Raw genomic sequence first — 22,892 nt, forward strand, 5'->3', positions numbered from 1 at the left:
TGCTCTGCCACCGGTGGGGTGGCGGAGCAGCGGAGCACAGACCGGGTCGGTCAGCCGGACGCCGGCACCGGCGCGCCGGCTCCGCCCGGCGGGCCGCCGTAGACCTCGATCTCGTGGAGCGAGTAGCCCCAGCCGGTGCCGCGCGCGGTGCCGTACATCCGGAGGTAGCGGCCGGAGCCGGTCAGGCCGGTGAGGTCCTGGACGCCGCCGGTGCCGGCGGTGGTGGTGTGGATGGTGCGCCAGGTGGTGCCGTCGTCGGACAGCTGGATCCGGAAGTCCCTGCCGTAGGCGGTCTCCCAGCGCAGTACGACCCGGTTGACCGTCTGTGTCGAGCCGAGGTCGACCTGCAGCCACTGCGGGTCGCTGTAGGTGCTCGACCAGCGGGTGCCGCCGTCGCCGTCGGTGGCGAGGGCGGCGGGGAAGTCGGCGGTCTCGGTGCTGGAGGCGGTGGTCGGACGGTTGCGGGCCAGGTTGCCGGGTCCGCCGGTGCCGGGCCAGGCGGGGTTGTGGCCGACGGCGGCGGCGATCGGGACGAACGACGCGTAGGTGGCCGTCAACTTGGCTGATCCCCAGGTCTGTTGGGCGAGTCCGCGGAGCGGGTACATGATGCCGGCGGCGATCTGGTCCTCGGTCTCGGCGTTGGGGTTGTCGCACCAGACGTGGATCAGTGAGCCGGGGTTCCTGGTCGGGTCGGCGAGGGTCCGGCCGCCCTGGAAGAGGTCGGGCGTCCAGGTTTCGTACATCCACCTGGTGTCGGGCTTGGCGCCGCCGAGCACGTAGTAGGTCGGGGTCCAGGACTCGTTGGCGACCCGGTGTCCGGCGGCGGCCAGCTGTTGGGGGGTGAGGCCGTAGTCGTACCAGTACTCGACCAGGATGTCGGGGTGGGGAGCGATGGTGCCGTCGCCGGCCTTGATGCCGTCGTTCCACATCCGGGTGGTCTTGCCGGCGGCCCGCACCAGGGCGTCGGCCCAGTTGACGAAGCCGTAGTAGGTGTCCTTGGCGGTCGCGTTCGCGCCGTAGTGGGCGCGGGCGTAGGCGAGCAGTTGGGGGTAGCGGCTGTAGTCGTCGACGTACTCGTCGGCGCCGATGTGCCAGTAGGGGGCGGGGAACAGCGGCAGGTACTCGTTGATCAGGTCCTTGATCAGCGTGTAGGCCTCGGGCTTCGAGAGGTCGATGAAGGCGGGGTCGGCCGTGCCGGAGCTGTTGCGCAGGGCGAGTTCGGGGTGGGCGGCGAGGATGGGGTTCATGTGCCCGGGGGTGTCGATCTCGGGGACGACGGTGATGTGGTACTTCCGGCCGAGGGCGACCAGGTCGGCGATGTCCTGCTTGGAGTAGTGGTCGGCGGAGACGATCTCGGGGTGGGTGGAGCTCTCCAGGCGGAAGCCGTGGGTGTCCGACAGGTGGAAGTGGAAGTAGTTGAGCTTGAGGTAGGCCAGCTCCTTGATGTGCTGCTTCACCCAGTCGACGGTGAAGAACTTCCGGCCCTGGTCGATCATCAGCCCGCGTTCGGTCTTGGCCGGCCAGTCGACCGCCGTCCCGGCCGGCACGGTGGCTGATTGGTGGAGCAGTTGGAGGAGCGTCCGGGTGCCGTAGAACGCGCCGGTGGTGGTCCCGGCCCGGACGGTGACCGACGCGGCGACGGTCAGCCGGTAGCCCTCGGCGGGCAGGGCGTCGTCGCCGAGGGTGAGGGCGATGTCGCCCGTACCGGCGGTGCCGAGGACCACCGGGACGTGACGGCCCGCCAGCAGGCCGAGGTCGTCGGCGAAGGTGGCGGCGTCCTCGGCGAGTTGGGCGCCGTGGACGGGGTCGAGGACGATCCGGCTCGCGGTGGTCAAGGTGTACGAGCCGACGTCGGCCGTCCATTGGCGCAGCGCGGGCACGGTCTGCGGCGGCGCGGCGGCGGCGGTGGCGGCGGTGCCGGTGGCCGCGGCGGCACTGTCGGCGGACGCCGAGCCGGGTAGGACGAGGGCCGCCGCGGTACAGACGGCCACGGTCAACAGCCTGAGCAGTCTCATGGGGAGCTCCGGAGGCAGGCGGGGTAGACCCGGGGGCGGGGGAGCGGAGGGTGTCGGGCGGGCCGGGGCGCCGATGTTGTCCCCGACGGTCCCGGCGTGTGCGGAGGGCAGGGACGAACTCGCACCAGTGCAACGCAGGATCGGAGATCGAGTCAAGAGTTGCTCGGAACTCGGCCGGATCGCGCATGATTGCGCACATCTGTTGACGTGAGGTGGAACCTCAGGACCGAGGCCCGTCGTGCGGCCCCGCCGCGTGTCGCCCGGCCGCCGTCGTCAGCACCGGCACGACGTGGTTTGCCGCGGGCACGCCCGGCGACCGCGCGCCGCCGGGACCGGGCCGGGAGATCCCCCGCGACCGCGGCCCGCGCGGTGGACCGGACCAAGGCCCGGGCCTTTCCGGCCAGCGGACGGCCGCGCGGGGACCTCGGGAGCGGACGGCCCGCGTCACAGCAGTCCGCCGCCCCGCGTCACAGCAGTCCGCGGCGGCGGGCCTCGGCGACGACCTTGGTGCGGCTGTTGACGCCGAGCTTCGAGAACATGTGCACCAGGTGCGACTTCACGGTCGCCTCGGAGATGGTCAGCGCACCGGCGATCTCGCGGTTGGTGTCGCCGCGGTCGAGGCGCTGGACGATCTCCAGTTCCCTCGCGGTCAGGGCGGCGGCGGGCTGGTGCATGTGGGCCAGCAGCCGCGAGGCGACCGGGGACGCGAGCACCGTCTCACCTGCGGCGGCCGAGCGGATCGCCTGCCGGAGGGTGTCCGGGTCGGCGTCCTTGAGCAGGTAGCCGGTCGCGCCCGCCTGGACGGCGCGCAGGATGTGGGCGTCGGTCTCGTACGTGGTCAGGATCAGCACGCGTGGGGGGTTCGGCAGCGCGCGGATGGTCTTCGTCGCGGTGACGCCGTCGTCCTCGCCCAGCCGCAGGTCCATGAGCACCAGGTCGATGTCGCCGCGTTCCGCGATGCGCACCGCCTCGGCGGTGGTGGCCGCCTCACCGTGCACCCGGAGGTCGTCCGTGGCCGACAATACGGCGCGCAGGCCGGCGCGCACCACGGGATGGTCGTCGACGAGCAGCAGTCGGATCATCCGGAAACACCTGTCAGATGGTTGGCGGCAGGGGCCGCGGCCGTGAAGGACCCGCCGGCCGAGGGGTCCGGTGCGGACGAGCCGGTCGGGCTGGTGGCGGGGTGCGCGGAGGGCGGTCCGGCGGCGGGTGTGTCGGGGACGGTGGCGCGGATCGCGGTGCCGGCGTCGGGCTCCGACTCGACGGTCAGCTCACCGCCGCGTTCGAGGATGCGGGCCTGCATGGCGGTCAGGCCGTAGCCGGAGCCGTCCGGTCGTTCGCCCACGGTCCCGGGGGCGAAACCGCGGCCGTCGTCGACGATGTCCACCGAGACCTCGTCGTCCTGGAAGGTCAGGGTCACCGTGGCCCTGCGCGCCGCGGCGTGCTTCCTGGCGTTGGACAACGCCTCCTGCGCCGCGCGCAGCAGGGCGACCTCACCCGAGAGCGCGATCCGACGGGGCATCCCTTCGACGGTGAGGGAGGTGCACAGGCCGAGCGCGGTGGATTCGGCGACCTGTGCGGCCAGCGCCTCGGTCAGCCCGCCCTCGGAGAACGCGGCCGGATCGAGTCCGCGTACCATCCGCCGGGTTTCCGCGAGCGCTCCCGTGGCGGTGTCGAGAGCAGTCCTGAGCTGGGCGATCCGCTCCTCGGAGTCCTGGGGCCGGGTCGGCGGGAGCGCGGCGCGCAGGAGCAGGATGACGCTGGTCAGGCTCTGGCCGACGGTGTCGTGGATCTCGCGCGCCAGGTGTTCGCGTTCGGCGAGCCGTCCGGCCTCCCGTTCCCGTTCGGCCAGTGCGGCCTGGGCGGCGGTCAGCTCCGCCACCAGGCGGGCCCATTCCTGGAGGTGGCGGCGGATCCGCCGGTACGCGGTCACCAGCGCGGCCGCGACGCCGAGGCCGATCGCCCCGCCGAGGAGCGCACCGGAGAGCGTCCCGCCCACGTGTCGTCCCATGGCCGTGCCGACGGCGGTGACGACCGACCAGATCGCGCCGGGGATCCAGGTGTCGAACAGCCGTTGCCGATCGGAACGGTGGGAACGGTGGGAGCTGGGGGAGTCCATCACGCCTCCAGTCTGCGGATGCGGAATTCCGGTGCTCTCCCGAGGCGGCGCGTACACCTTTCGACGGGTGTCGGCACTGCCTCGAACGATGCGGGAAAGACCCGTCGGGTTGTCGATGTGCGGGCGGAACCGGCGAAGAGAGGATGGCGGCCATGTTCATTGCCCTTCGAGATGTTCGCCACGCCAAGGGTCGCTTCGCACTCATCGGTTCGGTGATCGCGATGATGACCTTCCTGGTCGTCGCGTTGTCCGCGTTGACCAACGGCCTGGCCGATGCCACCGCCTCCGCGGTGCGGCAGTTGCCCGGCACATCGCTGGTGATGCAGTCCGCGGTGGCGGGCCAGAAGCCGGCGCTGACGCGGAGCTCGCTCGACGACTCCGCCGTGGCCGCTCTGACCCGTGAACCGGGCGCCTCCCGGCTCGGCGTCACCACCACCCGCGTCGAGGTGGACGGTCGGGCCGCCGCGCTGACCGTCTTCGGCGCGGATCCCGCCCTGATGCCGCGCCTCGTCACCGGCGACGCACCGGGTGCCGGAGCGATCGTGCTCAACGCCGAGTCCGCCGAGGACCTCGGCGTCGGCCCCGGTTCCACCGTCACCGTGTCCGGCCGACAGCTGACCGTGTCCGGGATCGGTGACACGCGCAGCTTCCTCGGCACGCCGGTCGGCTACACCACCGTCGACTCCTGGCGCGGGCTGGTGTACGGCCAGAACGTGGGCGCCGTGGTGCTGAACTGGCCCGCGCCCGCACTGCCCGGGACGACCGAGCTGCCGATGGAGAGGATCACCGACGCGGTGCCCGGCTTCAGTTCGGAGAACTCCTCCCTGATGATGATCCAGGGCCTGCTGCTGGCCATCTCGGCCTTGGTCGTCGGCTCGTTCTTCGCCGTGTGGACCGCGCAGCGGCTGCGGCAACTGGCCGTCGTCCGGGCCATGGGCGGCAGTCGCCGCTACCTCCTCCGGGACGGACTCGGACAGGTGCTGCTGGTGCTGGTGCTCGGTGAGGCCGTCGGCGCGTCGCTCGGTGTCGCACTGGCGCTGGGCGTGTCCACGGTCCCGATGACGATCACCGCTGCGGGGCTGGCACTGCCCGTCGTCGGGATGGCCGCCCTCGGTACGGCGGGAGCGCTGCTCACCATCCGCAAGGTCGTCACGGTCGACCCGCTGATCGCCCTCTCCGCCTGATTCGTCCGTGGCGGCCACCGCCCCTCCCCCCGCAAGGAGTTCAGCATGAGCCTGGTCCTGTCCGACGTCACCCTCACCTATCCCGACGGCGACGGCCGCCTCACCGCGCTCGACCGGGTCGACCTGACCGTGGGCGCGGGCCAGTTCGTGGCCGTCACCGGTCCGTCCGGCTCCGGCAAGTCCAGTCTGCTGGCCGTCGCGGGCACCCTGGTGACGCCCGACTCCGGCACGGTCGTCGTCGAGGGCGTCCGGACGGCCGACCTCACCGCGGCCGAGCGGGCCCGGGTCCGCCGCGACCACATCGGCTTCGTCTTCCAGCAGGACAACCTGATTCCGTCCCTCACGGCCCTGGAACAGGTGCTGCTGGCCGTGGACCTGCGGAAGGGCAGCAGGCGCGCGCATCGGACCCGGGCCATGGAACTGCTGGAACAGGTCGGCCTCGCCGACGCCGCGGACCGCCGTCCCCACCAGTTGTCCGGCGGCATGCGGCAGCGCGTCAACATCGCGAGGTCGCTGATGGGTTCGCCCTCCCTGCTGCTCGTCGACGAGCCCACGTCGGCCCTCGACCGGGAGCGCGGCCGCCGGATCATCGCCCTGCTGGCGGAGCTCGTCCGTGACCGCGGCGTCGCCACCGTGGTGGTCTCCCACGACCTCGACGCGCTCGACCCCGGCAGCAGCACCGGTGTCGACGCCACCGCGTCCATGGCGGACGGTCGTGTCGTGCGGGTGGAGCACCACCGCGTCCCCGCCGGTGCCCGCTTCGTCGAGACGCCCGGTTGAGGACACCGGCGGTGCGGTGCGGACGGGCGCCGGCCGGATCGCGGACCTTCGCCCGCGCGACCGGGGAGAAGGCCGGCCCCGGCCGCGCCCTGCTCCCGTCCCGTGCCCTGTTCCCGTCCCGCGCCGGAAGCCTCTGGTTCGCCCGGTGACCGCACGGGGCCGCCGCGATCCCGCCACCGGCCCCGAACCGCACCTCGGCCTCCGGCCGAACCCGCTCATGGAACACCCGCCTCCCCGAAACCGCACCGACGGCGCGCCGCGTCGGCCGCGCAGGTCACCGTGACCGGCCCGACCACGACCCGGTCACGGTGTGCCCCGGCGCGAACCGCTTCGAGGGGAAGGAGTGCGGAGGCGGCTCCGGAGCCCGGTGGGATGCACAATCGTGATCCGGGCGGTCGGAGGTCCCGGGAGTCACGGCCCCGGTCCGGTGGGTCGGGCGCCGTGGCGTGCGGTTCGGCCGCCCGCCGCCGGATCAGGTGATGTCGTCCAGGTGCGCCCGGTGCTCAGGGTGCACCTGGTGCGGGAGGTGCACCTGGTGCGGGAGGTGCACCTCGATGCTCGCGGCCGGCTGGGTGGAGGCCTCGACGGCCGCCACCTCCGCCACCGGCTGCACCGTGAGGTCGACGTCGGAGGCCTCGTCGGCGCCGAGCCCGTGGTCGGGGTTGCGCCGGGCCTTGCGCCGGTCGTTGACCGTCGCGATGCCGCAGGCGAGGAAGAAGAGGGCCCAGATCGGTGCGGCCAGTGCCAGCATGCTCAGCGGGTCGACGCTCGGGGTGGCGAACGCTGCGAAGACGGTGATGCCCAGCACCATGCCGCGCCACCAGCCGAGCAGCCGCTTGCCGGTGACGATGCCGGTCAGGTTGAGCATCACCAGCAGCAGTGGGAACTCGAAGGCCAGGCCGAAGACCAGGACCAGCCGGGTGGCGATGTCGAAGTAGTCGTCGGGCGGCAGGATCGGTGTGGTGTTGTCGGGGGTGAACGACATGAGCATCTGGACCGTCGTCGGCAGCAGCACCATCGCCAGGGCGGCCCCGGCCAGGAACAGCGGGGCGCCGCAGGCGACGAAGATCCGGGTGTACTTGCGTTCGTTCCGGTGCAGACCGGGCACGACGAAGGCCCAGATCTGGTAGAGCCAGACGGGGACGGTGGCCACCACGCCGGCGGTCAGGGCGACCTTGAGCATCCAGGTGAAGCCGGCCGTGAGGCCGATGGTCGAGACCTGCGCGCACTTCTCCTTCCCCGTGGCGATGATCTCCGGGGTGCAGCGGAGCGGCTGCAGCAGGAAGTCCTCGATCCTCTTGTGGAAGAACAGCGCCAGGACGGTGAACACGACGATCGCCAGGACCGACTTGGCCACGCGGTTGCGCAGCTCCCGCAGATGGTCGGCGAGGGCCATCCGCCCCTCGGGGTCCTTGGACGCCTTGAGCGCCCTGGGTGTCTTCCGTACCTTGATCAGCTTGCTCAACCCGCACCTCGGCCGGTGTTCGGAGGCCCGCCGACCGGCGGGCCTCGGGTGGATCCGCGCCGAGGCGGGACGGGACAAGAGCTCGCGGCGCGGGCCGTGCTGGTGGCCCTACGACGCCGACGAAAAAACGGAATGCACCTCCTCTGCATCAGGTCGGCGGGTGCGGGACCCGTGACGGGCGAGCCGGGTGGGCCGACTTCGTCCGACCGTGGAGCGGGCACGGTCGACCGCAGGAACGGCGGTCGGCGGGGCGGTCGGCAGGGCAGTCGGCTCGGGGCCGCTGATCCGCGGGTGACGGCCCGCAACCGTTCCGGCGGTCCGTGGAGGCCCCCGCTGGTGCGCAAAGTCTGCGGGCTGTCCGACCCGTCCGTCAACGCTCCTTCCGTACCGATGTCAACCCGTCCGCTCGACCGGGCCGACCCGGTCGGGGGGACCGTCCCGGGGTCAGGATGCTTGCCACGGGGAGATGGTTGCGTAAACATGGGCGAGTTGGCGGGCCCACTGCCGCACCGCGTCGAGCGGACAGTGGCGGTGCCGGCGACGACCCGGCGCTCGTGACCGCCCGGGTGGCCCGATCCGTACGGTCGAGAACCATGTCGCCCGCGGCCTGGTCGGGCTCCGGACCACCCGCGCCGAACTCGCCCGCCGTCCTGCCTGACCCGGTCCGAGCCGGGGTCGCGTGAGCGGGCCGGCCCGGACCGGCCGGAGCGCCCGCAGTGCGGAGAGGCCCGTGCCGCGAAGGACTCGGGCCCGCCGGTGCCACACCCGCACCGACCGGTCCCGAGGCCCGGCCGTCGGCCGGCATCGCGGACCGGGCGTCCTCCCCGAGTGGCCGTGCCCGAGTCGACCGAGGGGCGTGGCGCCCGGCCGACGCCGCTCGGGAGCGGGCGGCGGCCCGTGACGCCGCACCGTCGATCCTCGCATTGATGGGATCAATCGTCGGCCGATCTGAGTGCCTTCGACCTCTCGCCGCCGCGGAATGCCTTATTTGCAGCATGGTTCTACCGAAGCATTGACAGCTTCTTCGACTGAGACCTATAAACATCCCATGTCTCCGAAGCGTGACACCTGCCGTATCCGCTAGGGGCGATCCCTGCTCCGGGACCACCACGAGGAACCACCGATGAGACTCAGAAACGCCCTCTGCTCCACCGTCTCCGCGCTCTCCGCAGTCGCGCTGCTCGGCGCATGCGGCTCCGGAACCACCGCGTCGTCGGACCGGCCGCTGATCGGCGTGGACTACCCGCGATCCGACACCGACTTCTGGAACTCGTACATCAAGTACACGCCGGAGTCCGCGGGGCAGCTGGCCCTCTCCCTGAAGACCACCAACTCCCAGGGCGACGTCGCCAAGCTCACCGCCAACGCCCAGACCTTCATCAGCCAGGGCGTCAAGGGCATCGCGATGGCCCCGCAGGACACCGCCGCCATCGCCCCGACGCTGGATCAGCTGGCCGCGAAGAAGATCCCCGTCGTGACCGTGGACACCCGCCCGGACAGCGGCAAGGTCTTCATGGTGGTGCGGGCCGACAACCGGGCGTACGGGGAGAAGGCGTGCCAGTACCTCGGCACGAAGCTGGACGGCCGGGGCAAGGTCGTGATGCTGGAGGGCGACCTGTCCTCCATCAACGGCCGTGACCGCACCGAGGCGTTCAACGACTGCATGAAGAAGAACTTCCCCGGCATCAAGGTGTTCGGCGAGGCCACCAACTGGGACGGCGCGGTCGCCGCGCAGAAGCTCCAGACGGACCTCGTCGCCAACCCGGACATCAAGGGCGTCTACATGCAGTCCAGCTTCGCCCTCGCCGGCACGCTCCAGGTCCTGAAGCAGGCGGGGCTGCTGGTGGACCCGAAGGACGAGAAGCACGTCTTCGTCGTCTCCAACGACGGCATCCCCGAGGAGCTCAGGAACATAGCCGCGGGGAAGATCGACGCCACCGTCTCCCAGCCGGCCGACCTCTACGCCCGGTACGCCCTGCACTACTTGAGGGCCGCGATCGACGGGAAGACGTTCCAGCCCGGCCCCACCGACCACGACAGCACGATCGTCCAGGTCCGTGACGGCCTGTTGGAGGACCAGCTCCAGGCCCCGCTCGTCACCGCCGACGGCGGCACCTACGGCGGCGTGGCCAGCGTGAAGAGCGACGACAAGTCCCTGTGGGGCAACAACGTCGGCTGACCTCCAGACCGGCGACCCCACGGCATTCGAGCAGAAGGCGGTTGAGATGAGCGACGGGGAGCGAGTGGTCGGCCCCGTGCCCGCCCCGGCGGACGACGGGCGGACCCTCACGGACCCGCCCGTCGTCGAGGCGACGGGCATCGTCAAACGATTCGGTCCGACGGTGGCCCTCAACGGCGCCCGGATCACCATCAGACCCGGTGAGACCCACGCGCTGGTCGGCCGCAACGGGGCCGGAAAGTCCACCCTGGTGTCCGTCCTCACCGGCCTTCAGACCCCCGACGAGGGAACGGTCACCTTCGCCGGCAGCCCGGCGCCGCGGCCGGCGGACCGGGACGCCTGGCGCCGGCGCGTGGCCTGCGTCTACCAGAAGTCGACGATCATCCCCACGCTGACCGTCGCCGAGAACCTCTTCCTGAACCGGCACGCCCCCGGCCGCGGTCGCCTGATCAGCTGGGGGGACGTGCGCCGCCGCGCGGAGGAACTGCTGGCGACCTGGTCGGTGGACGTCGATCCGCAGACCCCCGCCGGCGATCTCGACGTGGAGCAGCGGCAGTTCGTGGAGATCGCCCGGGCCCTGTCCTTCGGGGCCCGGTTCATCATCCTGGACGAGCCGACCGCCCAGCTCGACGGGGCGGCCATCAACCGGCTCTTCGACAGGATCCGCGATCTGCAGGACCAGGGCGTGACCTTCCTGTTCATCAGTCACCACCTCCAGGAGGTCTACGAGATCTGCGACACGGTGACGGTGTTCCGGGACGCCCGGCACATCGTGACCGCGCCGGTGACGGAGTTCCCCCGCGGCGAGCTGGTCGCCGCGATGACCGGCGAGGCCGCCGCCACCCGGCGCGGGGAACGGGTGAGTACCGCCGACCCCGGTGTCACGGCCGCGCTGAGCGTCCGCGGCATGAGCGGTGCCACCTACGGCGGCGTCACCTTCCGGGTCGCCGCGGGGGAGATCGTCGGGCTCGCGGGGGCCGCGGGCAGCGGTCGCACCGAGGTCGCCGAGACCGTCGTGGGGCTGCGGGCCGCCGACGGCGGCGAGTTGGAGATCGCGGGCCACCGGCCCCGGCCGGGCAGCGTGCCGGCGGCGCTGGCGGCGGGTGCCGGGTTCGTCCCGCAGGACCGGCACCACCAGGGCTTCGTGCCCGACATGTCGATCGCGGACAACGCCACCCTGTCCGTACCGGGCCGGATCGGCAGCAACGGCTTCCTGAGCCGCGCCCGCCGGGACCGGCTCGCCGCGAGCGTGATCGAGAAGCTGGCCATCAAGACTCCTGGGCCCGACCTGCCCGTCTCCGCGCTGTCCGGCGGCAACCAGCAGAAGGTCGTCATGGCGCGCGCCCTCGCCGACGACCCCCGGCTGCTGGTCCTGATCAACCCGACCGCCGGGGTGGACGTGCGGTCCAAGGAATTCCTCCTCGGCAAGGTCGAGGAGACGGCGCGGACCGGCACCGGAGTGCTCGTCGCCTCCGACGAACTCGACGACCTGCGCATGTGCGACCGGGTCCTCGTGATGTTCCAGGGCCGTGTGACATCGGAGATCGCCCGCGGCTGGCACGATCACGACCTCGTGGCCGCGATGGAAGGAGTGGACCTCAATGCCTGACACCGTCCTCGTGGACACAGCCCCGCCGGAGGCCACGGAACCGCGGGTGAGGCGGACCGCGCTGTTCGGCGGCCGGGTGCCGCTGGCCCGGCTCCGCGACCTCGCGCTCGTCCCCGCGATCGTGGTCATCGCGATCGTCGGCCAGATCGTCAACCCCGTGTTCCTGCAGGCCGACAACCTCGTCAACGTCCTGCAGACCATGTCCGAGATCGCCCTGCTGGTCCTCGCCCAGACGATGATCCTGATCGTCAAGAAGATGGACATGTCCCTGGAGTCCACCATGGGACTCGCCCCCGGGGTCGCCGCCCTGCTGGTCGTTCCGGCCGGTGCCGGACACGGGCTCGGGCTGGTCCCCGGGGCCTGGGCCGTACCGGTGACCCTCGCCGTGGGCGCGGTCGTCGGCGTGCTCAACGCGCTGCTGATCATCCGCTTCGGGCTCAACGGCTTCATCGTGACCCTCGGCATGCTGATCGTCCTGCGCGGCATCCTCACCGGCCTCTCCGGCGGCCAGACGTTCTTCCAGCTCCCGTCCTCCATGCTCTACCTGGGCACCGCGGAGTGGTTCGGCATGCCGGCGTCCATCTGGATATGCCTGGCGCTGTTCGCCGTCGCCGTCGTCCTCCTCGGCTGGACCGGCTTCGGCCGCTCCCTGTACGCGATCGGCGGCAACGTCGACGCGGCGAAGGCGGCCGGCATCCGCACCGACCGGGTCCTGTGGATCGTCATCGTCAGCGGCAGCGTGCTCGCCGCCCTCGCCGGACTGCTGCTCTCCGGACGGCTCGCCTCCGTCGCCGCGGCCCAGGGCGACGGCTACATCTTCACCGTCTTCGCCGCCGCCGTCATCGGCGGGATCAGCCTCAACGGCGGCAAGGGCACGATGTTCGGAGCCTTCAGCGGCATCCTGCTCCTCTTCATGATCCAGAACGTGCTCACCCTCGGGGGCGTCCCCGCCCAGTGGATCGGGGCGCTGAACGGCCTGATCATCCTGGTGGCGCTGATCATCTCGCGCATCACGGGCGGCAAGGCCCAGGAGTGACCCGGGCGGCCCACGCCCCACGCCCTTCCCCCCATCTCGTCGCAGGGGACCGTGTTCCCCTGCCCACCAAGGAGTTGTCGCCATGTCATCCCCCCTGCCCGCCTCCCCGGAATCCGCCCGCATCACCGCCCTCGACGTCCTGGACGTGCGCTTCCCCACCTCCGAGCACCTCGACGGCTCGGACGCGATGAACCCCGAGCCGGACTACTCGGCCGCCTACGTCGTCCTGCGCACCGACGCCGCCGACGAACTGGAGGGCCACGCCCTGGCCTTCACCACGGGGCGCGGCAACGACGTGCAGGCCGCCGCCATCGCGGCCCTCGCCCCGCACGTGGTCGGCCTGTCCGTCGACGAGGTCTGCGCCGACCTCGGAGCCTTCTCCCGCTCCCTCGTCCACGACCCCCAGCTGCGCTGGCTGGGCCCGGAGAAGGGCGCCATCCACATGGCCGTCGGCGCGGTCGTCAACGCCGCCTGGGACCTCGCGGCCAAGCGCGTCGACAAGCCCGTCTGGCGGTTCCTGGGCGAGATGTCGCCGGAGGAGCTGGTCGCGCAGATCGACTTCCGCTGGCTCAGCGACGCGCTCACCCCCGAGGAGGCCCTGGAGATCCTGCGACGCGCCGAACCCGGTCGCGAGCAGCGCATCGGCCGGCTGCTCGACCGGGGCTACCCCGCCTACACCACCACGCCGGGCTGGCTCGGGTACTCCGACGAGAAGCTGGCCCGCCTCGCCCGCGAGGCCGTCGCCGACGGCTACACCCAGATCAAGCTCAAGGTCGGCGCCTCCCTGGAGGACGACGTACGGCGCCTGCGCACCGCCCGTGAGGCGGTCGGCGACGACATCCGCATCGCGGTGGACGCCAACCAGCGGTGGGACGTCCAGGCCGCGATCGACTGGATGAGCGCCCTGGCCCCCTACCGGCCGTACTGGATCGAGGAGCCCACCTCGCCCGACGACATCCTCGGCCACGCCGCCGTCCGCAGCGCCGTCGGCCCGGTCAAGGTCGCCACCGGCGAGCACATCGCCAACCGGGTCGTCTTCAAGCAGCTCCTCCAGGCCGGCGCGGTGGACATCGTGCAGATCGACGCCGCACGGGTCGGCGGCGTCAACGAGAACATCGCGATCCTGCTGCTCGCCGCCAAGTTCGGCGTCCCGGTCTGCCCGCACGCCGGTGGTGTCGGTCTCTGCGAGATGGTGCAGCACCTGTCGATGTTCGACTACGTCGCCGTCTCCGGCACGGTCGAGGACCGGGTCATCGAGTACGTCGACCACCTGCACGAGCACTTCGTCGACCCGGTCCGCATCACCGACGGCCACTACCTCGCACCCGCGCGTCCCGGGCTGGGCGCGCAGATGCACGCCGAGTCCCTCAAGGAGTACGCCTACCCCGACGGCCCGGTCTGGTCCGCCCGTGTCTGAGCCAACGCCCCTGGTCGACGCCCACCACCACGTGTGGGACCTGGACCGCCGGCCTCAGCCCTGGCTGGACGAGCCCGGACACGAGCCGATCCGCCGGACGCACACGGTCGACGACCTGCGACGGACCGCGACCCGGACGATCTCCGGGCGGCGGCTGACGAGCACCGTGCTCGTGCAGTGCGTGACGTCCGTCGCCGAGACGCGGGAGCTGCTGGCCCTCGCCGAACAGGACCCGCTGATCGGCGCCGTCGTCGGATGGGCGGACCTCACCTCACCCGCGATCGGCGACGTGCTCGACGACCTGCGCTCCGGACCCGGAGGCGGGCACCTGCGGGCCCTGCGGCACGTCGTGCAGGGCGAGGACGACCCCGAGTGGCTGCAACGCCACACCGTCGAACGGGGCCTGCGGGCCGTCCGGGACAGCGGGCTCGGCTACGACGCCCTCATCCGCAGCGACCAGCTCCCCCAGGCGATCCGACTCGCCCGGCGCCTCCCCGACCTGCCCCTGGTCCTGGACCACGCCGGCAAGCCGCCCGTCGGCCGCGCGCTGTCCGCCTGGGAGCCGGAGCTGCGCGCGCTGGCCGGATCCCCCCACGTGCGGTGCAAGGTCTCCGGGCTGATCACGGAGGCCGACCACCGGACCTGGACGATCGACGACGTCCGGCCGGTGTGGGACGTCCTGCTGGACGCCTTCGGCCCCGACCGGCTGATGTTCGGCTCCGACTGGCCGGTCTGCGTCCTCGCCGGCGGCTGGAACCGCTGGGCCGCCACCGTCGAGGAACTGCTCGACGACTGCTCCGAGAGCGAGAAGCAGGCCGTGCTCTCCGGTACGGCGACCTCCTTCTACCGGCTGCCCGCAACGGAAGGCCCACGCCCGTGCTCCTGAACGAGCTGCTGCACCCCGGGATCCTCGAATCCCTCGCCGGCGCCGGCCACGGCGCCCGCGTCCTGCTCGCCGACGGCCACTACCCCGCCAGCACCGCCACCGGCGAGCGCGCCAGGACCGTCCACCTCAACCTGGCCCCGGGCCTGCTCGACGTCACCACCGTGCTGGACGTCCTGCTGCGCGCGCTGCCCGTCGAGTCGGCCCACGTGATGGTGCCGCCCGCGGGCGAACCGGAGCCGCCGGCCCTCGCCGAGTACCGCTCCGTGCTGGCACCCCGACCGGTCACGGCACTCGACCGCGCCGCCTTCTACGAGGCCGCCCGCTCGCGGGACCTGGCCCTCGCCGTCGTCACCGCCGACACCCGCACCTACGCCAACCTGCTGCTCACCATCGGCGTCCGCGCTGAAGGGACACTGACACCACGATGACACTCGCAGTCCGCTACCTGGCCGCACGAACCCTCGACACGGCTCCCGCCGAGACCCCCGAGCCCGGCCCCGGGGAGGTCCTGCTGGCGCCCGCCTACGTCGGCATCTGCGGCACCGACCTGCACATCTTCCACGGCGACATGGACGCCCGCGTGTCCGCGCCCGCCGTCCTCGGACACGAGATGTCCGGCCGCGTCGTACGCGTCGGCCCGGACGTGGAGGGCTGGCGGCCCGGTGACGCGGTCACCGTGATGCCGCTGCGCTGGGACGACACCTGTCCGGCCTGCCGGGCCGGTCACCAGCACATCTGCCAGCACCTCGACTTCATCGGCATCGACTCCCCGGGCGCGCTGCAGCAGCGGTGGACGGTGCCCGCCTCCACCCTGGTCCGGCTCCCGGACTCCCTGCCCCTGGACCGCGCCGCGCTCGTCGAACCCACCGCGGTGGCCGTGCACGACGTCGCACGGGCCGGCGTCCGGGCGGGCGAGAAGGCCGTCGTGGTCGGCGGCGGACCCGTCGGCGTCCTCATCGCCCTGGTCGCGCGGGCCGCGGGCGCCGAGGTCCGGGTCGTCGAGCCGAGCGCCCACCGTCGCCTGCTCGCCGAGGAGTTGGGCCTGACCACCTGGAACCCCGCCGACGACGACCTGCCGGCGCTGGTCCGGCAGTGGACCGGTGACGCCGGGGCGGACGTCGCCTTCGAGGTGTCCGGCGCCGCAGGCGGCGTCGACACGGCGGTCGACGTGCTGGGCGCGCGCGGACGGCTGTGCCTGGTGGCCATCCACCCCCGACCCCGCGAGGTGAACCTGCACCGCTTCTTCTGGCGCGAACTCACCCTGGTGGGAGCCCGGTTGTACGACCGCTCCGACTTCGAGAAGGCGGTCACCCTCGTCGCCGAGGGCACGATCCCGGCCGAGCGGCTGATCAGCAAGGTCGTACCGCTCACCCGGGCACCCGCCGCGTTCGAGGCCCTGGAGGGCGGCGGCGACGTGATGAAGATCCTGGTGGACTGCACCGCCGTGGACGGCACCAGCATGGACGACACCACCGTGGAAGGCACCGCCAACGACCGGGGAGACGCCGCATGACGCCCTTCGACCTCACCGGGAGGCTCGCCGTCGTCACGGGAGCGCGGCGCGGCATCGGCCGGGCCGTGGCCCGTGCGCTCGCCGAAGCGGGGGCGGACGTCATCGGCGTCAGCGCCTCGCTGGAGGCGTCCGGCAGCGCGGTGGAGGAGGACGTGATCGCCGCCGGCCGCACGTTCGAGGCGATCCGCACCGACTTCGCCGATCCCGAGGCCGTCCGCGCCCTGGGCGCGGACCTCGCCGGTCGCGAACGGCCGGTGGACATCCTCGTCAACAACGCGGGCACGATCCGCCGCGCCCCCGCCGCCGAACACCCCGACGACGACTGGGACCTGGTGCTCCAGGTCAACCTGACCGCGCAGTTCGCGCTGACCAGGGCCGTGGGCGCGACGATGGCGGCACGCGGCCGGGGGAAGATCGTCTTCACGGCGTCGCTGCTGAGCTTCCAGGGCGGCATCACCGTCCCCGGCTACACCGCCGCCAAGCACGGCGTCGCCGGCCTGACCAAGGCGCTGGCCAACGAGTGGGCCTCGCGCGGCGTCAACGTCAACGCCGTCGCGCCCGGCTACATCGCCACCGACAACACCCGGGCACTCCAGGACGACCCGGCGCGCAGCAAGGCCATCCTGGACCGCATCCCCGCCGGCCGCTGGGGCAGCGCCGACGACCTCGCCGGCGCCGTCGTGTTCCTGGCCTCGGACGCCGCCGCCTACGTCCACGGCACCGTTCTGCCCGTCGACGGCGGCTGGCTCGGCCGATGAGCGGCACCGGACCGGAATCCGCACCGGCCGCGACGAGGCGTACGGGAAACGGCCCGGAGGTCGTCGCTCTCGGTGAGGTGATGCTGCGCTTCGACCCGGGTGAGGGCCGGATCCGCACCGCCCGCTCCTTCCAGGTCTGGGAGGGTGGCGGCGAGTACAACGTCGTCCGCGGTCTGCGCCGCTGCTTCGGCCTCCGCACGGCCGTCGTCACCGCGCTCGTGGACAACGCGGTGGGCCGCCTCGTCGAGGACCTGATCCTCCAGGGAGGCGTCGACACCTCGATGATCCGGTGGACGCCCGACGAGGGCGTGGGCCGCACGGCACGCAACGGCCTGAACTTCGTCGAGCGGGGGTACGGCATCCGCGGCGCGCTCGGCGTCAGCGACCGCGCGCACACGGCCGTCTCGCAGTTGAGCAAGGGCGACGTGGACTGGGACGCCGTCTTCTCGGCCGGGGTGCGCTGGTTCCACACCGGCGGCATCTTCGCCGGTCTGTCGGACACCACCGCCGACGTCGCCGACGAGGCCATGGCCGCGGCTCGCCGACACGGTGTCACGACCTCCTACGACCCCAACTACCGCGCCAGTCTCTGGGCCGGCCGGGGCGGCGCCGTCCGGGCCCGGGAGGTGGACCTGCGGCTCGCCCGGCACGCCGACGTCGTGGTCGGCGCCCTGGGTCTGGCCGGCGCGCACCCGGGGCAGACCCGCGTCGGGGCCGACGAGGTCGCCGGAGCCCTCGCGGAGGTCGCCGGTCTGCTGCCCGGGGCGAAAGTGCTGGCGACGACCCTGCGTGACGTGCCCTCGGCCGGGGTCAACGACTGGTCCTCGGCCGCCTGGTCGGCGGAGACCGGCTTCGTGGCGGGGCGCCGCATGCCCGGACTGCACGTCCTCGACCGCATCGGCTCCGGCGACGGCTTCGCGGCCGGCCTGATCCACGGACTGCTCGGCGGCACCGGCCTGGAGCGCGCCCTGGCCTACGGCACCGCCCACGGGGCCCTCACCATGACCACGCCCGGAGACGTCTCCATGGCCACCCTCGCCGAGGTCGAGGCACTCGTCGCGGGCGGGTCGGCCCACGTCAGCCGCTGACGGACACCCCCCACACCCCTACTCCTGGAGCACGACGTGCAGCAGCGGAACATCCAGAACACCTCCGTCCCCCTCACCGAGCTGGGCTTCGGAGCCTCCGTCATCGGCAATCTCTACCGCATCACCCCGGCCGACGCCGCGACAGCCGCCGTCGACACCGCGTGGGACGCCGGCGTGCGGTACTTCGACACCGCACCGCACTACGGCCTCGGCCTCTCCGAGCGCCGCCTCGGCGACGCCCTGCGGGGCCGGCCCCGCGACGAGTACGTCGTCTCCTCGAAGGTGGGCCGGCTGCTCGTGCCCAACGAGGATCCGCAGGGCATCGACCCCGAGGGCTTCGCCGTGCCGGACGACCTGCGCCGGCAGTGGGACTTCAGCCGCGACGGAGTGCTCCGGTCCGTCGAGGACACGCTGGAGCGCACCGGCCTGGACCGGCTGGACGTCGTGTACCTGCACGACCCGGACGACCACTGGCGGCAGGCGGCCGAGGAGGCCATGCCCGCGCTCGCGGAACTGCGCGACCAGGGCGTGATCGGCGCGATCGGCGCGGGCATGAACCAGTCGGCCATGCTCGCCCGCTTCCTGCGCGAGACCGCCGCCGACGTCGTGATGCTCGCCGGGCGCTACAGCCTGCTCGACCAGTCCGCCCTGGACGACGTCCTGCCCGCCGCCCGGGAACTCGGCAAGAGCGTCGTGGCGGTGGGCGTGTTCAACTCGGGTCTGCTCTCCCGGGACTGGCCCGTGGAGGGCATGAGGTACGACTACCGGGAGGCCTCCCGTGACCTCGTCGCCCGGGCCCGCGCGATCGCGGAGGTCTGCGAGGCGCACGGCACCACGCTGCCCGCGGCGGCGATCGCCTTCCCGCTGACCCATGCCCAGGTCATCAACGTCACCCTCGGCATGCGGAACCCGGAACAGGTCCTACGGAACGTGGAACTCCACGGCAGGAACACGCCCGAAGGACTCTGGAGCGATCTCCGCGCCCGGGGTCTCATCAGGTCGGACGTGCCCCTGGAGCAGGGCCGGGGGAGAGGCACGGAGTGTCGCTGACGGACAGGGCCATAGAAGAGATCCGTGAGCTGATCAGGACCGGCGCCCTGCCTCCCGGGTCGAAGCTTCCCCCGGAGCCCGTTCTGGCCGTCCAGCTGGGCCTGTCCCGAAACCTCGCGCGGGAGGCCGTCAAGGCACTGGCCGTCGCACGCGTGCTGGAGGTCCGGCGCGGCGACGGCACGTACGTGACCAGCCTTCAGCCGAGCGTGCTCCTGGAGGGTCTCGGCGGTGCGGTGGAACTGCTCCAGGGCGACTCGGTGGCTCTGCGGGACCTGATCGAGGTACGGCGGCTCCTCGAACCCGTTGCCACGGCGCTGGCGGCCACCCGGATCTCGGACGAGCAACTGGCCGAGGTGAAGGGGCATCTGGACGCCATGCGCGAGGCCCGCGACGACGTCGCACGGCTCAACGTCCACGACGCCGCCTTCCACCGCGCCGTCGTGGCGGCGACGGGCAACGAAACCCTCCTCACCCTGCTGGAGGGCATCTCCGGTCGCACCCTGCGGGCCCGCGTCCTGCGTGGTCTCGCCGACGTCCGGGCCGCGGGCCGGACCCTCGCCGAGCACGAGGCGATCTTCGACGCCCTGTCCGTCCGCGACGCCTCCCTCAGCGAGGCGGCCGCGCTGCTGCACGTCAGCAGCACCGAACAGTGGCTCCGGGAGCGTCTGAGCACGGGGGAGCTCCGTCCCGGCGAGCCCGGCAACAGCGGTCCCGGCAACAGCGATCCCGAGGACGGCGATCCCGGCAACGGCGGCGCGACCGGCGGATGTTTGCCGTGAGTACGGCGACGGCGGGCGGGGCGGGGCCGACGCGCGGCCCCGCCCCGCTGGGCCCCTCGCCTCGCCCGAGGAGGCGAAGGCGCGCGGATCCGGTCGATGACGGATGCGGCAGCGGTCGACGTCGGGCCAGGTGACCCGGCCCGCGCCGCTGCGGGCGCCGGTGTGACGGCTGCTCACCGGCACTTTCGCCGGAGGTGCTTCGAGCGTCGGGATGGCCGAAAGTATCAACAGAAAACAATAAAATCGAGCACAGTCAAACATGAATCCGTGATGCCTGGGCTAGGCTTCAGGTGGCCCCTTCCTCAAGTCGGTTGCGGGGAAGCGGTATTGCGCGAGCCTCGATGAAGCGTCTCGCGCCCCCCGTCAGGGCGATCTGTGCGCACTTTCATGTCATGCGCATGCCATGAATCGGAGAGCTTCCGCGGCGCGGCAGCTTCTCCCGTACCTCCCAGACCGCCTGGAGCCCCGGCGGCCCGCCCCGGTGTCCCCGCGCCGGGTGCCGACCGCCCCCACGCGCCGCCCTCTGCGGCGCGGACCCAGCAGCCGGCCCGTCGAAGGCCGGCAGGCAAAGGAGATTCCGTGTCCCGTTCCGTTCCCCTGCACAGGCTCGTCCCGCTCGCCGTCACCACCGCGCTGCTGGTGACCGGCGCCTCGGTGGGCGCCGCCCCCGCCGTGTCCGCCCCGGTGCCGTCCACCGCCCCGTCGCCCTCCGTCGCCCCGGTGCAGCCCGCCGCCGACCGGTCGGCCGCGCTGGCGGCCGCGGACCGCCAGGGAGCCGGCCTCGTCCGGAGCCTGGGGCTCACCGGGCAGGAGAAGCTGGTCGCCAAGGACGTCGTCCACGACGCCGACGGCACCCGGCACCTGCGCTACGAACGCACCTACGCCGGACTCCCCGTCCTCGGCGGCGACCTGGTGGTGCACCAGCGCGCCGACGGGGCGGTGAAGGACGTCGACCGCGCCTCGACCGCGTCGCTGGCCGGCCTCGGCAGCACGCCCGCGATCGACGCCGCGGCTGCGCAGACGGCGGCGCTCGACTCCCGGCCGGGCGCCCCGGTCGGCCGCGCGCCGCGGCTCGTGGTCTGGGCGGCGGACGGCGTGCCCCGCCTCGCCTGGGAGACCGTGCTCGCCGGAACCGCCGCCGACGGCGGCCCGAGCAAGCTGCACGTGATCACCGACGCGGCCGAGGGCACGCTGCTCCGGACCTTCGAGGGCGTGCAGACCGGTACCGGTCACGGCGTCCACGTCGGAGAGGTCACGGTGGGCACCACGGCGACCGGGTCGGGGTACGAGCTCCGGGACGCCGCCCGTGGCGGCAGCCACACCACGGACCTGGGCAACCGCAGCTCCGGCAACGGGTCCGTCTTCACCAAGCCCACCGAGGACGGCTGGGGCGACGGCACGCCGGTCAACCGCGAGTCGGCGGCGGTCGACGCGCACTTCGGCGTCGGAGCCACCTGGGACTACTACAAGGACACCTTCGGCCGCGCGGGGATCCGCGGCGACGGGGTCGGCGCCCTCAGCCGGGTGCACTACGGCCGCGGGTACGTGAACGCGTTCTGGGACGACGGCTGCTTCTGCATGACGTTCGGCGACGGCGACGGCGACACCCACCCGCTGACCAGCATCGACGTCGCCGGCCACGAGATGACCCACGGCGTCACCTCCGTCACGGCCGACCTCGTCTACTCCGGCGAGTCCGGCGCCCTGAACGAGGCCACCAGCGACATCCTCGGCTCCATGGTGGAGTTCCACGCCGCCCTCCCCGCCGACACCCCCGACTACCTCATCGGCGAGAAGCTCGACCTCTTCGGCAACGGCGCTCCCCTGCGCTACATGGACAAGCCCTCCAAGGACGGCGAATCAGCCGACTCCTGGTACCGGGGCGTCGGCCGGCTGGACGTCCACAACTCCTCCGGGGTCGCCAACCACTTCTTCTACCTCCTCGCCGAGGGCAGCGGGCCGAAGGACATCAACGGCGTCCACTACGACTCGCCCACCCGGGGCGGCATCACCGTCACCGGCATCGGCCGGGACAAGGCGGCCGCCATCTGGTACCGCGCGCTGACCGTCCACATGACCTCCACCACCGACTTCGCGGGGGCCCGCACGGCCACCCTCCGGGCCGCCGCCGAGCTCTACGGCGCCGACAGCGCGGCGTACGGCACCGTCGGGGCGGCCTGGGCCGCCGTCAACGTGGGATCAGTCGCGCCCACCACGCCCGTGGTCACCCACCCGGGCGACCAGGTCACCGCGGTCGGGACGCCGGCCGAACTCCTGATCGCGACCCCCACCGCCGCCGGTGCGCCCACCTTCTCGGCCGAGGGCCTGCCCGCCGGGCTGGCGATCGACGCCGGCACCGGCAGGATCGCCGGCACACCCACCGACGCCGGGTCGACGACGGTGACCGTGACCGCGACGTTCGCGTCGGGCGCGACCGCCGACACCCGGTTCACCTGGGCCGTCACCGACGGCACCGGCCCGTGCCCCTCCGCCCGGCTGCTCGGGAACGCCGGCTTCGAGAGCGGCACGGCGGCGCCCTGGACGGCCACCTCCGGAGTGGTCGACGCCGACCCGGGCCAGGCCGCCCACGGCGGTACGTGGAAGGCATGGCTCAACGGGTACGGATCCTCCCGCACGGACACCCTCGCCCAGACGGTCACCATCCCGGCGGGCTGCCGGGCGAGCCTCGGGTACTGGCTGCACGTCGACTCGACCGAGGACACCGGCACCGTCGTCTTCGACCGGCTCACCGTCACGGTCAACGGCACCCAACTGGCCGCCCACTCGAACCTCGACCGGGCCGACGGCTACACCCTGCGGACGGTCGACCTCTCGGCCTACGCCGGGCAGACCGTGACCTTGCTGTTCAAGGGGACCGAGGACTTCAGCTTCAGGACCAGCTTCGTCCTCGACGACCTCGCCGTCGAGATCGGCGACTGACCCGGAAGGCTCTCGTCTGCTCCTTCGCGGACGCCGCAGCACCCGGGCCCACCGACGGGCCCGGGTGCTGAGGC

18 protein-coding genes are annotated in these 22,892 nt (G+C 72.6%); 14 read left to right on the plus strand and 4 right to left on the minus strand.

Annotation, left to right across the window (positions count from 1 at the left end; all coding sequences use genetic code 11):
• Positions 1–50 precede the first annotated feature (50 nt).
• The 3 genes from ABZY91_RS35815 to ABZY91_RS35825 all read right to left on the minus strand — a co-directional run bounded on the left by ABZY91_RS35815 (position 51) and on the right by ABZY91_RS35825 (position 4,134).
• A complete protein-coding gene (locus ABZY91_RS35815) occupies positions 51–2,015 on the minus strand; it encodes a family 20 glycosylhydrolase (protein ID WP_355407633.1) in 1,965 nt (654 codons plus the stop codon).
• A gap of 467 nt (positions 2,016–2,482) precedes the next feature.
• On the minus strand, positions 2,483–3,097 hold the full coding sequence (locus tag ABZY91_RS35820; protein WP_355407635.1) for a response regulator transcription factor: 615 nt from the start codon (positions 3,095–3,097) through the stop codon (positions 2,483–2,485).
• Positions 3,094–4,134 carry an ATP-binding protein gene (locus tag ABZY91_RS35825; protein WP_355407637.1) on the minus strand — a complete coding sequence of 347 codons (1,041 nt, stop codon included), beginning with the start codon at positions 4,132–4,134 and terminating at the stop codon, positions 3,094–3,096. Before ABZY91_RS35825 ends, ABZY91_RS35820 begins: the two co-directional genes overlap by 4 nt.
• Before the next feature lie 152 nt (positions 4,135–4,286).
• Between ABZY91_RS35825 and ABZY91_RS35830 the strand changes: the two genes are divergently transcribed.
• Complete coding sequence (locus ABZY91_RS35830; RefSeq protein ID WP_355407639.1) at positions 4,287–5,318, plus strand: ABC transporter permease; 1,032 nt, start codon at positions 4,287–4,289, stop codon at positions 5,316–5,318.
• A gap of 45 nt (positions 5,319–5,363) precedes the next feature.
• The gene (locus ABZY91_RS35835; protein WP_355407641.1) at positions 5,364–6,098 is read left to right on the plus strand and encodes an ABC transporter ATP-binding protein; all 735 of its coding nucleotides are present in this window, start codon (positions 5,364–5,366) and stop codon (positions 6,096–6,098) included.
• A 472-nt stretch (positions 6,099–6,570) separates the two neighbouring features.
• Here ABZY91_RS35835 and tatC read toward each other — a convergent pair whose 3' ends face one another.
• Positions 6,571–7,494: a twin-arginine translocase subunit TatC gene (gene tatC, locus ABZY91_RS35840; protein ID WP_355407667.1), complete on the minus strand. Its 924-nt coding sequence runs from the start codon at positions 7,492–7,494 to the stop codon at positions 6,571–6,573.
• Positions 7,495–8,686: 1,192 nt separating this feature from the next.
• Between tatC and ABZY91_RS35845 the strand changes: the two genes are divergently transcribed.
• The 12 genes from ABZY91_RS35845 (at position 8,687) to ABZY91_RS35900 (ending at position 22,818) form a co-directional block, all read left to right on the plus strand.
• Positions 8,687–9,742: a sugar ABC transporter substrate-binding protein gene (locus ABZY91_RS35845; RefSeq protein ID WP_355407643.1), complete on the plus strand. Its 1,056-nt coding sequence runs from the start codon at positions 8,687–8,689 to the stop codon at positions 9,740–9,742.
• A 46-nt stretch (positions 9,743–9,788) separates the two neighbouring features.
• On the plus strand, positions 9,789–11,351 hold the full coding sequence (locus tag ABZY91_RS35850) for a sugar ABC transporter ATP-binding protein (RefSeq protein ID WP_355407645.1): 1,563 nt from the start codon (positions 9,789–9,791) through the stop codon (positions 11,349–11,351).
• A complete protein-coding gene (locus ABZY91_RS35855) occupies positions 11,344–12,387 on the plus strand; it encodes an ABC transporter permease (protein WP_355407647.1) in 1,044 nt (347 codons plus the stop codon). Before ABZY91_RS35850 ends, ABZY91_RS35855 begins: the two co-directional genes overlap by 8 nt.
• Before the next feature lie 82 nt (positions 12,388–12,469).
• A complete protein-coding gene (locus ABZY91_RS35860; protein WP_355407649.1) occupies positions 12,470–13,804 on the plus strand; it encodes an enolase C-terminal domain-like protein in 1,335 nt (444 codons plus the stop codon).
• Positions 13,797–14,690 carry an amidohydrolase family protein gene (locus tag ABZY91_RS35865; RefSeq protein ID WP_355407651.1) on the plus strand — a complete coding sequence of 298 codons (894 nt, stop codon included), beginning with the start codon at positions 13,797–13,799 and terminating at the stop codon, positions 14,688–14,690. The genes ABZY91_RS35860 and ABZY91_RS35865 overlap by 8 nt, the downstream gene beginning before the upstream one ends.
• The gene (locus ABZY91_RS35870) at positions 14,681–15,118 is read left to right on the plus strand and encodes an RbsD/FucU domain-containing protein (RefSeq protein ID WP_355407653.1); all 438 of its coding nucleotides are present in this window, start codon (positions 14,681–14,683) and stop codon (positions 15,116–15,118) included. The genes ABZY91_RS35865 and ABZY91_RS35870 overlap by 10 nt, the downstream gene beginning before the upstream one ends.
• A complete protein-coding gene (locus ABZY91_RS35875) occupies positions 15,115–16,203 on the plus strand; it encodes an alcohol dehydrogenase catalytic domain-containing protein (RefSeq protein WP_355407655.1) in 1,089 nt (362 codons plus the stop codon). The genes ABZY91_RS35870 and ABZY91_RS35875 overlap by 4 nt, the downstream gene beginning before the upstream one ends.
• Positions 16,200–16,961: an SDR family oxidoreductase gene (locus ABZY91_RS35880; RefSeq protein ID WP_355407657.1), complete on the plus strand. Its 762-nt coding sequence runs from the start codon at positions 16,200–16,202 to the stop codon at positions 16,959–16,961. Before ABZY91_RS35875 ends, ABZY91_RS35880 begins: the two co-directional genes overlap by 4 nt.
• The gene (locus ABZY91_RS35885; RefSeq protein ID WP_355407659.1) at positions 16,958–18,049 is read left to right on the plus strand and encodes a sugar kinase; all 1,092 of its coding nucleotides are present in this window, start codon (positions 16,958–16,960) and stop codon (positions 18,047–18,049) included. The genes ABZY91_RS35880 and ABZY91_RS35885 overlap by 4 nt, the downstream gene beginning before the upstream one ends.
• Before the next feature lie 36 nt (positions 18,050–18,085).
• Positions 18,086–19,099, plus strand: a complete 1,014-nt coding sequence (locus ABZY91_RS35890; protein ID WP_355407661.1) for an aldo/keto reductase — start codon at positions 18,086–18,088, stop codon at positions 19,097–19,099.
• Positions 19,090–19,878 carry a FadR/GntR family transcriptional regulator gene (locus tag ABZY91_RS35895; RefSeq protein ID WP_355407663.1) on the plus strand — a complete coding sequence of 263 codons (789 nt, stop codon included), beginning with the start codon at positions 19,090–19,092 and terminating at the stop codon, positions 19,876–19,878. The genes ABZY91_RS35890 and ABZY91_RS35895 overlap by 10 nt, the downstream gene beginning before the upstream one ends.
• A gap of 579 nt (positions 19,879–20,457) precedes the next feature.
• On the plus strand, positions 20,458–22,818 hold the full coding sequence (locus ABZY91_RS35900; RefSeq protein ID WP_355407665.1) for a M4 family metallopeptidase: 2,361 nt from the start codon (positions 20,458–20,460) through the stop codon (positions 22,816–22,818).
• Positions 22,819–22,892 lie beyond the last annotated feature (74 nt).

This window comes from Kitasatospora sp. NPDC002965 (genome assembly GCF_040611255.1).
Lineage (GTDB): Bacteria > Actinomycetota > Actinomycetes > Streptomycetales > Streptomycetaceae > Kitasatospora.

Coding starts and splice junctions, on each gene's coding strand:
- ABZY91_RS35815 (WP_355407633.1), bottom strand. CDS start 2,015: ATGAGACTGCTCAGGCTGTTGACCGTGGCCGTCTGTACCGCGGCGGCC.
- ABZY91_RS35820 (WP_355407635.1), bottom strand. CDS start 3,097: ATGATCCGACTGCTGCTCGTCGACGACCATCCCGTGGTGCGCGCCGGC.
- ABZY91_RS35825 (WP_355407637.1), bottom strand. CDS start 4,134: ATGGACTCCCCCAGCTCCCACCGTTCCCACCGTTCCGATCGGCAACGG.
- ABZY91_RS35830 (WP_355407639.1), top strand. CDS start 4,287: ATGTTCATTGCCCTTCGAGATGTTCGCCACGCCAAGGGTCGCTTCGCA.
- ABZY91_RS35835 (WP_355407641.1), top strand. CDS start 5,364: ATGAGCCTGGTCCTGTCCGACGTCACCCTCACCTATCCCGACGGCGAC.
- tatC (WP_355407667.1), bottom strand. CDS start 7,494: ATGGCCCTCGCCGACCATCTGCGGGAGCTGCGCAACCGCGTGGCCAAG.
- ABZY91_RS35845 (WP_355407643.1), top strand. CDS start 8,687: ATGAGACTCAGAAACGCCCTCTGCTCCACCGTCTCCGCGCTCTCCGCA.
- ABZY91_RS35850 (WP_355407645.1), top strand. CDS start 9,789: ATGAGCGACGGGGAGCGAGTGGTCGGCCCCGTGCCCGCCCCGGCGGAC.
- ABZY91_RS35855 (WP_355407647.1), top strand. CDS start 11,344: ATGCCTGACACCGTCCTCGTGGACACAGCCCCGCCGGAGGCCACGGAA.
- ABZY91_RS35860 (WP_355407649.1), top strand. CDS start 12,470: ATGTCATCCCCCCTGCCCGCCTCCCCGGAATCCGCCCGCATCACCGCC.
- ABZY91_RS35875 (WP_355407655.1), top strand. CDS start 15,115: ATGACACTCGCAGTCCGCTACCTGGCCGCACGAACCCTCGACACGGCT.
- ABZY91_RS35880 (WP_355407657.1), top strand. CDS start 16,200: ATGACGCCCTTCGACCTCACCGGGAGGCTCGCCGTCGTCACGGGAGCG.
- ABZY91_RS35885 (WP_355407659.1), top strand. CDS start 16,958: ATGAGCGGCACCGGACCGGAATCCGCACCGGCCGCGACGAGGCGTACG.